Raw genomic sequence first — 9,999 nt, forward strand, 5'->3', positions numbered from 1 at the left:
ACGAGGTGCTGGTGACGGTGGACGGCGACGCCGTCCAGCAGATCGCCGTCTCCTTTGGCCTCGAGGTGCGCTCGCAGCGCCAGTCTCTGCTGCTCGGCACCACGCTGGTGCGCTTCGGCATACCCGATGGCCGTCCAGTCGGCGTCGTGCTGGCGCAGCTTGCCGCCGACGGCCGCACCCTGCGGCGCGAGCCCAACCACATCTACTCGCTGCAGCAGGCAGCCACGATCGTCAACTATGCCTTCGAGCGCATCGCGCTCGATTCGGGAGAGGCGAGCGGCGAGAATGTCCGCGTCGCCGTCATCGACACCGCCATCGACGACACCAATCCGGCGCTCTCCGGCGTCATCGCCAATCAGTTCGACGCCATGCCCGATGTGCCGATCGAGGCGCGCGATCACGGCACCTCGATCGACGGCCTGATCGCCGGCGTCGGCGCGCTCAAAGGCATGGCGCCGGGCGCCAGGATCTATCACGCCCGTGCCTTCGAGGGCGGCAAGTCGACCATGGACGTTATCCTGTCGGCGCTCGACTGGGCGGCTGAGCAGGATGTCCGCATCATCAATATGAGCTTCGTCGGACCGAATAACGACCTGCTCGGCATCGTCTGCCGCAATGCTCGCGCCTTGGGCATCGTGCTGGTCGCCGCCGCAGGGAATAACGGGCCGAAGGCGCCCTACGGCTACCCCGCCGCCTTCGACGGCGTCATCGCGGTGACCGCCACCGATGCCAAGGACGGGCTGATGCAGGAGGCCAATCGCGGCGCCTATGTCTTCCTCTCCGCCCCCGGCGTGGAGATGGTGGCGCCGAGCGGTGCCGGTTCGGATGTGGTCACCGGCACCTCGTTTGCCGCAGCGATCGTGACCGGCGCGGTCGCCAATCTGTTACATGCCGCGCCCGACCGTTCCGCCGACTGGATCGAGAAGGCATTGGCCGCCACCGCCAAGGATCTCGGCCCCAAGGGCAGGGACAACGATTTCGGCTATGGTCTGCTGGACACCAGGGCGGCCGAGGCAGCCAAGGAGTAGGTTTTGCGCTTCAAGCTTCTGTTTGTGCATTGTCCCAAACCGCAACACTTTTTAAGCGACATGCAATAGGCTCAAAACTCGTTGCCGAAGATGGCCGAGATGAGTGGTTTTCTGCCCTCCGCCTCGCCAATCGGAACGAGCAGGCAGCGCCAACAGCAGATGTCCCCGATTGTCGCGGGTAAGCCCTGTCGGCGCTCCCTATGCTTCTCGACTTGGCACTATTCCTTTGACGGCCCAAGCTACGCTCGCAAAACTGCGTGGGCCGTCTGGTTGATCACATAGGTAGGCTTGTCTAACACTGGCTTGAACTTTCTCCGGAACGCCATCAGGCAGCGTGGCCAAGAATGCTGCCAACGTGCCTTGGCCGTTGATAAGTGGAAGCCAATAGTCGTCAAACTTCGCAAATTCCATTCGAATGGTTAGCGTCGCTTCTGTGATTTGTTGAAGGCCAGCACCAACGAATGCGCGCGTCATCTCGCCGGGGAACGTCATGGGTCTCACTAAAGCGAGGCGACGCCGGGCGAGTGCACTAGGCTCGATTGCGGCGATGGTATCCCAGAAAATGCGCTGGCTGGGCATTCCCCCAAAGGTGTCCCAAACGGTCGCAGCAACGACGCCACCGGGTCGCACCACGCGAAGCATCTCACTTACCGCCTGATGGGGGTCCGACACAAAATGTAGAACGAGCATAGACAGAGCGCGATCGAATTGATTTTCGCCGAATGGTAACGCACAAGCATCGCCTTGGCTTGCAGTTATCCGAGAGTCGCTGTTCCGCCGCCTCAACGCCTCAATGAATTGTTCCTCGTAATCTATAGCCTCGATGGTTGAGATATTTGCTCGGGCTGGGATCAAGAACGTCAAGCTGCCCGTTCCACATCCAACATCTATGATCCGCTCTCCATCCGCAGCGCCGGCGAAATCCAAAAACAATGGGGCTAGACGCCTGCTCCATCTGCCCATGTATTGATCGTAGCCATCAGCGCCTTTTGAAATGAAGGTTGAAGACATATTCTGCCTCGAATAAAGGATGCGCAATCGTCGTAGCTTAGCACCCGGCGCACAGGTGGCTAGTAAACATTGACTCAAGGCCGCATGTCCGCTTTGGGGTCAGGGCTTGCCGTAGAAGTTCTACGAACGAAAGGCCGAGAAGGATCGAACTCTGTCGCTCTGAGTGATTGAGTTTTTTGACCGCTAACCCGGTGCGCCGGCGACCGATCCCCTGATCACCAGATCGACCGGCCAGACTTCGCCGCGGGCGCCCTCCTCCAATCCGGAAATCCGCGCCGCCAGCCGCTCGGCGATGCGCGCGCCGGCCAAGCGGATTGACGAACGCGTCGTCGACAACGGTACCGAAAAATTCTCCGGCTTCAGCCAGGGGAAGACGTCGTCATGGGCGATCAGCGACAGGTCGCCCGGAATGGTCAGGCCGAGATCGCGCACCGCGCGCACGACGCCGAGCGCCATGATCAGGCTGGAACAGACGATCGCGGTCGGCGCATCGCTGCGCTCGAGCAGCCGTCTGGCGGCGCGATAGCCGTTCTCTTCGGTCATGACGAGGGAACAGACATGGCCTTCGCCAAGCACCAGACCGCTCGCCGCCAGTGCCCGGCGCACGCCCCGCTCGCGATGGATGGCGAAGGTCTCGCCGTCATCGCCGTTGATCAGCGCCAGCCGCCGGTGACCGAGTTGGACGAGCAGCCGTGCCGCCTCATGGAAGGCGCCCTCATTATCGATGTCGGTGAAAGGATAGTCGAAATCGAGCCCTTCGCTGCGGCCATGAACGATAAACGGGATGCCGAGCGTGTTGACCAGCGCCACCCGTCGGTCGGCCGGCCTCGGCGAGGAGATGTAGACGGCGTCGACCTGCCGGTTGGCGACGATACGCCGGTAGGTCGTCTCCTGGTCATCGGCATCGGCCGGGGACAGCACCAGGTCGAGTTCGTGCGAACGGGCGTAGTCGCCCAGACCGGACAGGAATTCGACGAAATGCGGGTCGATGTCGACGGCCGCGCCGGTCGGCAAGACATAACCGATCATCCCGGTCTTGCCGGTCGCCAGCCTGCGCGCGCTCGGGTTTGGGCGGTAGCCATGGCGCTTGGCGGCGTCGATCACCCGCCGACGCGTTTCCTCATTGACTTCGGGGTAGCCGTTCAGCGCACGGCTTACCGTTGTCTGCGAAAGCGCCAGCATATGGGAGAGCTGTTTGAGGTTCACCGGAGGCCTCCAAGCCTCAAAGCGCTTTAACTATGGATCGCCTGGCCGCTACGGGCAGCATGACTGATGCAAAGACCATATGCACCGTTTCCGACGAGTTTGAAGCAAAATTTGCTGTTGCAGCGCCAAAAAAGTGTGCTGCAGCGCACTTTATTTGCTCTTTTATGTCGCGAATTAAATCGATTGGTCTACCACCCCCTTGACTTCTGAGTGATTCAGTGGCGTGATCGAAAAGACCAAAGCGCTTTGGAAGACTCTTCGAAAGGTTGCGGTTCCTTTCCGACTGAGTCACAGTCCTGCAGCGTCGGCGGACGGAATGGAGGTTTCGTCCGAGTGTTTGTCACCACTGGGAGGGAATACCGATGAAGAAAATGCTTCTGCTGAGCGCCGCCTTTGTCGCGCTCGCCCTGGGCGCACCGGCGCAAGCCGAACTGAAGTTCAAGCCGGGCGAGGATCCCCGCTTCAACTGGGCGAATTACGAAGAGCTCAAGAAAGTCGACCTCAAGGGCGAGACGCTGTCGATCTTCGGACCATGGCGCGGTGAGGACGAGGGCCTCATCCGCACCGTTCTCGACTATTTCTCGGAAGCCACAGGTGCCGAGATCAAATACTCCTCATCGGAAAATTACGAACAGCAGATCGTCATCGACACGCAGGCCGGCAGCCCGCCTAACATCGCCGTGCTGCCGCAGCCGGGCCTGATCCAGGATCTGGCGTCCAAGGGCCTGCTGACGCCGCTCGGCGACGACACCGCCAACTGGATCAAAGACAATTACGGCGCCGGCCAGTCATGGGTCGATCTCGGCACCTTCAAGGACAAGGACGGCAAGCCGGGCTTCTTCGCCTTCCCCTACAAGGCTGACGTGAAGTCGCTGGTCTGGTACTCGCCGGACAATTTCGAGGAAGCCGACTACGAGGTGCCGAAGACGCAGGAAGAGCTCGCCGAGCTCGAAAAGAAGATCATCGCCGACGGCGGCACGCCATGGTGCATCGGGCTCGGTTCGGGCGGCGCCACCGGCTGGCCGGCGACCGACTGGGTCGAGGACATCATGCTGCGCACCCAGACGCCCGAGACCTACGACAAGTGGGTGAAGAACGAGATTCCGTTCAACGATCCCGCAGTGGTCAATGCCATCGACATTTTCGGCAAGATTGCGACCGACGACAAGATGGTCGACGGCGGCGCCAAGGCGGTTGCCGCGACCGACTTCCGCGACAGCCCGAAAGGCCTCTTCTCGGTACCGCCGAAATGCTATCTGCATCATCAGGCGTCGTTCATCCCGACCTTCTTCCCGGAAGGCACTGAGATCGGCCAGGATGCCGACTTCTTCTACTTCCCACCCTATGCTTCCAAGCCCGATCTCGGCACCCCGGTGCTCGGCGCCGGCACGCTGGCCATGATCACGAAAGATAGCAAGAGTGCCCGCGCGTTCATCGAATTCCTGAAGATGCCGCTCGCCCATGAGATCTGGATGGCCCAGGGCGGTTTCGTGACGCCGCTCAAATCGGTCAACAAGGAGGCCTATGCCAGCGACGCGCTGAAGAAGCAGGGCGAAATCCTTGCCGAAGCCTCGACCTTCCGCTTCGACGGGTCCGACCTGATGCCGGGCAAGATCGGCGCCGGCGCCTTCTGGACCGGCATGATCGATCTCGTCGGCGGCAAGTCCGCCCAGGATGTCGCCACCGACATCCAGAAGAGCTGGGACGCGATCAAGTAGGCGGCCCCGCTGAACGTGCGGACTAGGATCCTTCGTGGATCCGGGCTTCGGCGGCCCGGATCCGACCGGCAGCCCGCGCCGCAACAATCTTTAATTTTATGAGCACATTCCGGCATGACGCGACAAGCAAGAGCAAAACCCTGCCTTGCATCCGGTCGCGTTCCAAACAACTGAATCGGCTCATGATCCCGTCGCCAAAGCCATTCTCGACTGGCGGATCATGCGCAGAGGGAGGGACCCGTGGCGGCTCAGATTTTCTCGGCCATATTCGTCATCGTCGTCGGTGTCGGCGGCTGCGTCGCCTATTTCTGGGGCGCCAACAAGCTGGTGGACATCATCTTCCCGTCGCGCGGCGTCGCAGGTGCTGCGGCCATCGACAATTTGCGCCGGCAAGGGATGATCCGGCCATGGCTGTTCGTCGGCCCGGCCATGATCATCCTCACCATCTATTTGATCTACCCGGTCGTGGAGACGCTCAGGCTGTCGTTTCTCGATCGCGGCGGCGCCAATTTCGTCGGCTTCGCCAACTATGAATGGGCATTAGGCGACCGCGAGTTCCGCACCTCCATCCTCAACAACATCATCTGGCTGGCGGTCGTGCCCGCCGCCTGCACTTTCCTCGGGCTGATCATCGCCGTCCTCACCGACAAGATCTGGTGGGGCACCATCGCCAAGAGCCTGATCTTCCTGCCGCTGGCCATCTCCTTCGTCGGCGCCAGCGTCATCTGGAAATTCATCTACGAGTATCGCGGCGCGGGCCAGACGCAGATCGGCCTGCTCAACGCCATCATCCAGTATTTCGGCGGCCAGCCGCAGGTCTGGATATCGCTGCCGTTCTGGAACAATTTCTTCCTGATGATCATCCTGATCTGGATCCAGACCGGCTTTGCCATGGTCATCCTGTCCTCTGCCTTGCGGGGTATTCCCGAAGAAACGCTGGAAGCGGCCGTCATCGACGGCGCCAATCCATTCCAGATCTTCTGGAAGATCATGGTGCCGCAGATCTGGGGCACGATCGCCGTCGTCTGGACCACCATCACCATCCTGGTGCTGAAGGTTTTCGATATCGTGCTGACCATGACCAACGGCCAATGGAACAGCCAGGTGCTGGCCAATCTGATGTTCGACTGGATGTTCCGCGGCGGCGGCGATTTCGGCCGTGGCGCGACCATCGCCATCATCATCATGATCGCGGTCATTCCGATCATGGTCTGGAACATCCGCCAGGCGAACAAAGAGACGGGAGGACATTGAGATGGCCGTGGCGACCGGAAAGTCCTTTGCCAGCCGTTTCGGCGTCCATATCGCCGTCTTCATCTTCGTCGCGATCTGGACCATCCCGACCCTCGGCATTCTCGTCTCGTCGCTGCGCGACAAGGATCAGATCATCGCCTCGGGCTGGTGGAACTCGTTTGCCAGTTCCACCCAGACGGAAGCGGGCCGGCTGCCACCCGCCTCGGCACAAGTCGAGAAGGACGGCAAGTTCGTCCTCGAGGGCAACATCTTCGGCGACGATGCGGCCCGTGACATCAGCGCCTTCGGCGTCAAGTCGGCGGCGCCGACGCAATATCCCGCCGGCACGACAGCCGATCTCGGCGACGGCGAGACCTTGCAGCTCAACGCCGACGGCAGTTTCGTCATGACCTCAACGAAGGCCTTCGAAGGCGAGCGCGGCCAGCGTGTCTACTACGCCTCGTCGGCGCCACCGAAATTCACCACCGACAATTACGATACGGTGCTGTTTTCGGAAGGCATCGGCCGCTCCTTCATGAATTCGCTGACCGTCACCATTCCGGCGACGGTCATTCCGATCCTGATCGCGGCGTTCGCGGCCTATGCGCTGGCCTGGATGCGCTTTCCCGGCCGGGCGTTGCTCATCGCGGTCATCATCGGGCTCCTGGTCGTGCCGCTGCAAATGTCGCTGATCCCGCTGCTGAAGCTCTACAACGGCGTCGGCAGCTTCTTCGGCGTGCCGTCGAAAACCTATCTCGGCATCTGGCTGGCACATACCGGCTTCGGCCTGCCTTTCGCCATCTATCTCCTGAGAAGCTACATTGCCGGCCTGCCGCGCGAAATCATGGAATCGGCGCGCATCGACGGCGCCAGCGATTTCGAGATCTTCGTCAAGATCGTGCTGCCGCTGTCGTTCCCGGTGCTGGCCTCCTTCGCCATCTTCCAGTTCCTGTGGGTGTGGAACGACCTGCTGGTTGCAATGGTTTTCCTCGGCACCGAGGGCGACCAGATCGTGCTGACCGCCAAGCTCAACGCGTTGCTCGGCTCGCGCGGCGGCGACTGGGAGATCCTGACGACATCGGCTTTCATCACCATCGTCGTGCCGCTGATCGTGTTCTTCTCGCTGCAGCGCTATTTCGTCCGCGGGCTGCTCGCCGGCTCGGTGAAAGGTGGTTGAGATCATGCAATCCGCTGTGAAGGCGACGTTGAGCCCCGACCTCGCTGTCGACCGCGACTGGTGGCGCGGTGCCGTGATCTACCAGATCTATCCGCGCAGCTATCAGGACTCCAACGGCGACGGCATCGGCGACCTCAGGGGCATCATCGGCAGGCTCCCCTATATCGCTGCGCTCGGCGTCGATGCCATCTGGATCTCGCCGTTCTTCAAGTCGCCGATGAAGGATTTCGGCTACGACGTGTCTGACTATTGCGACGTCGATCCGATGTTCGGCACGCTGGCCGATTTCGACGCCCTGACCGCCGAGGCGCACAGGCTCGGGCTCAAGGTGATGATCGACGAGGTGCTGTCGCATACCGCCGATATCCATCCGTGGTTTAGGGAAAGCCGCTCGAGCCGCACCAACCCGAAGGCGGACTGGTATGTCTGGGCCGACGCCAAGCCTGACGGCACGCCACCCAACAACTGGCTGTCGATCTTCGGCGGCTCGGCCTGGCAGTGGGACACCAGCCGCCAGCAATATTACCTGCATAATTTCCTGGCCGAGCAGCCCGATCTCAATTTCCACAGCCGCGCGGTCCAGGATGCGCTGCTCGATGTCACCCGCTTCTGGCTGGAGCGCGGCGTCGACGGCTTCCGCCTCGACACCATCAACTTCTATTTCCACAGCCAGGGCCTGGAGGACAATCCGCCCCTGCCCCCCGAAGAGCGCAACGACCAGACGGCTCCTTCCGTCAATCCGTACAACTATCAGGACCATCTCTACGACAAGAGCCGCCCCGAAAATCTCGGCTTCCTCGAACGCTTCCGCGCGCTGCTCGACGAATATCCGGCGACGGCGGCGGTCGGTGAAGTCGGCGATTCGCAGCGCGGGCTGGAGGTGGTGGCGGCCTATACCGCCGGCGGCAAGCGTGTGCACATGTGCTACTCGTTCGACTTCCTGGCGCCCGAAAAGATCAGCGCGGCCAAGGTGCGTTCGGTGCTGGAAGCCTTCGGCAAGGTCGCCAGCGACGGCTGGTCATGCTGGGCGTTCTCCAACCATGACGTGATGCGCACTGCCTCGCGCTGGGCGGCCGGCGAAGCCGGCCAGACAGCTTATCTCAAGGTGATCTCGGCGCTGCTGATGTCGCTGCGCGGCTCGGTCTGCATCTATCAGGGCGAGGAGCTTGGTCTTGGCGAAGCGGAATTGCAATTTGAGGACCTGCAGGACCCCTACGGCATCCGCTTCTGGCCGGAATTCAAGGGCCGCGACGGCTGCCGCACGCCGATGGTGTGGGATGGCGCCGACAGCAATGGCGGCTTCTCCAAGGCAAAGCCCTGGCTGCCGGTGCCGGCCAAGCATCTTTCGCAAGCGGTCGATGTGCAGCAGGGCGACGACAGCTCGCTGCTGGAACACTACCGGCGCTTTCTTGGCTTCCGCCGTTTGCATCCGGCGCTGGCCAAGGGCGATATCGACTTCATCGAAAGCGAGGGCGATACGGTCGCCTTCACGCGCCGCGAGGGCAACGAGCAGATCGTCTGCGTCTTCAATCTCGGCAGCCGACCGGCAGAAGTCAATCTCGGCGGACGCTCGCTGCAGCCCTTGCCGGGGCACGGGTTTTCGGGACAGACTGACGCCGGTCCTGTCCGCCTCGGCGGCTACGGCGCCTGGTTCGGGCGCATCGACTGAATTTGCAATTCACTGGAGGGAACCCATGGCCGATGTCACGCTAAGGCAAGTGAAGAAATCATACGGCAATCTCAACATTCTCCACGGCATCGACCTCGATATAAAGTCGGGCGAGTTCATCGTCTTCGTCGGCCCTTCGGGTTGCGGCAAGTCGACCTTACTGCGGTCCATCGCCGGGCTTGAGGAAATCACCTCCGGGGAGCTCAAGATCGCCGGCGAGGTGGTCAACGACGTGCCACCGTCGAAGCGGGGCATCGCCATGGTGTTCCAGTCCTATGCGCTCTATCCGCACATGACGGTCTACGACAACATGGCGTTCTCGATGAAGATCGGCAAGGAGAGCAAGGCCGAGATCGACAAGCGGGTGCGCCAGGCGGCGGAAATCCTGCAGCTGACCAAATATCTCGACCGCTTGCCCAAGGCGATGTCGGGCGGCCAGCGCCAGCGCGTCGCCATCGGCCGCGCCATCGTGCGCAACCCTAAGGTCTTCCTGTTCGACGAACCGCTGTCAAACCTCGACGCGGCACTGCGCGTCGCCACCCGCATCGAGATCGCCAAGCTCAAGGAGTCGATGCCCGCTACAACGATGATCTACGTCACCCACGACCAGGTCGAGGCGATGACGCTGGCCGATCGAATCGTCGTGCTCAAGGACGGCCATATCGAGCAGGTCGGCACGCCGATGGAGCTCTACAAGAAACCCGGCAATCTGTTCGTCGCCCAGTTCATCGGCTCGCCGGCCATGAACATCCTGCCGGCGACGATCGACAAATCAGGCAACCCGACCATCGTCAGCCATGTCGGCGGGCGCAAGGCGACGGTGCCAATCGCCACGCCGGCCTCAGTGAAGGGCGCTTCGGTGAGCTTCGGCGTGCGGCCGGAGGATCTGATGATCGCTAGCGGCGCGGATTATCTTTTCGAGGGAACGGTGGATTATGTCGAGCAGCTCGGCGAGGT

The 9,999-nt window shown here is 61.7% G+C and carries 8 protein-coding genes; 6 read left to right on the forward strand and 2 right to left on the reverse strand.

Annotated features, from left to right (window positions below; all coding sequences use genetic code 11):
* A partial coding sequence (locus E5W87_RS29990; RefSeq protein WP_292405887.1) for a S8 family serine peptidase occupies positions 1–1,028 on the forward strand: 1,028 nt, incomplete at its 5' end.
* A gap of 198 nt (positions 1,029–1,226) precedes the next feature.
* Here the strand turns inward: E5W87_RS29990 and E5W87_RS29995 are convergent.
* Together E5W87_RS29995 and E5W87_RS30000 are read right to left on the reverse strand one after the other, a co-directional pair.
* The gene (locus tag E5W87_RS29995; protein WP_292405890.1) at positions 1,227–2,039 is read right to left on the reverse strand and encodes a class I SAM-dependent methyltransferase; all 813 of its coding nucleotides are present in this window, start codon (positions 2,037–2,039) and stop codon (positions 1,227–1,229) included.
* Between the two features lie 183 nt (positions 2,040–2,222).
* Positions 2,223–3,245 (reverse strand): substrate-binding domain-containing protein, encoded by a 1,023-nt coding sequence (locus E5W87_RS30000; RefSeq protein ID WP_292405892.1) that lies wholly within the window; start codon positions 3,243–3,245, stop codon positions 2,223–2,225.
* Positions 3,246–3,607: 362 nt separating this feature from the next.
* Here E5W87_RS30000 and E5W87_RS30005 point away from each other — a divergent pair, with 362 nt between their 5' ends.
* The 5 genes from E5W87_RS30005 to E5W87_RS30025 all read left to right on the forward strand — a co-directional run.
* Positions 3,608–4,963 carry an ABC transporter substrate-binding protein gene (locus E5W87_RS30005; protein ID WP_292405894.1) on the forward strand — a complete coding sequence of 452 codons (1,356 nt, stop codon included), beginning with the start codon at positions 3,608–3,610 and terminating at the stop codon, positions 4,961–4,963.
* A 240-nt stretch (positions 4,964–5,203) separates the two neighbouring features.
* Positions 5,204–6,217 carry a carbohydrate ABC transporter permease gene (locus tag E5W87_RS30010; protein ID WP_292405896.1) on the forward strand — a complete coding sequence of 338 codons (1,014 nt, stop codon included), beginning with the start codon at positions 5,204–5,206 and terminating at the stop codon, positions 6,215–6,217.
* Position 6,218: 1 nt separating this feature from the next.
* A complete protein-coding gene (locus E5W87_RS30015; RefSeq protein ID WP_292405899.1) occupies positions 6,219–7,373 on the forward strand; it encodes a carbohydrate ABC transporter permease in 1,155 nt (384 codons plus the stop codon).
* A 4-nt stretch (positions 7,374–7,377) separates the two neighbouring features.
* Positions 7,378–9,042 (forward strand): alpha-glucosidase, encoded by a 1,665-nt coding sequence (locus E5W87_RS30020; RefSeq protein ID WP_292405902.1) that lies wholly within the window; start codon positions 7,378–7,380, stop codon positions 9,040–9,042.
* Between the two features lie 25 nt (positions 9,043–9,067).
* Positions 9,068–9,999: ABC transporter ATP-binding protein (locus E5W87_RS30025; protein ID WP_292405906.1), on the forward strand; the 932-nt coding region annotated here is incomplete at its 3' end.

This window comes from Mesorhizobium sp. (assembly GCF_004962925.1).
In the GTDB taxonomy this organism is placed as follows: Bacteria; Pseudomonadota; Alphaproteobacteria; order Rhizobiales; family Rhizobiaceae; genus Mesorhizobium.

Coding starts and splice junctions, on each gene's coding strand:
- E5W87_RS29995 (WP_292405890.1), bottom strand. CDS start 2,039: ATGTCTTCAACCTTCATTTCAAAAGGCGCTGATGGCTACGATCAATAC.
- E5W87_RS30005 (WP_292405894.1), top strand. CDS start 3,608: ATGAAGAAAATGCTTCTGCTGAGCGCCGCCTTTGTCGCGCTCGCCCTG.
- E5W87_RS30020 (WP_292405902.1), top strand. CDS start 7,378: ATGCAATCCGCTGTGAAGGCGACGTTGAGCCCCGACCTCGCTGTCGAC.
- E5W87_RS30015 (WP_292405899.1), top strand. CDS start 6,219: ATGGCCGTGGCGACCGGAAAGTCCTTTGCCAGCCGTTTCGGCGTCCAT.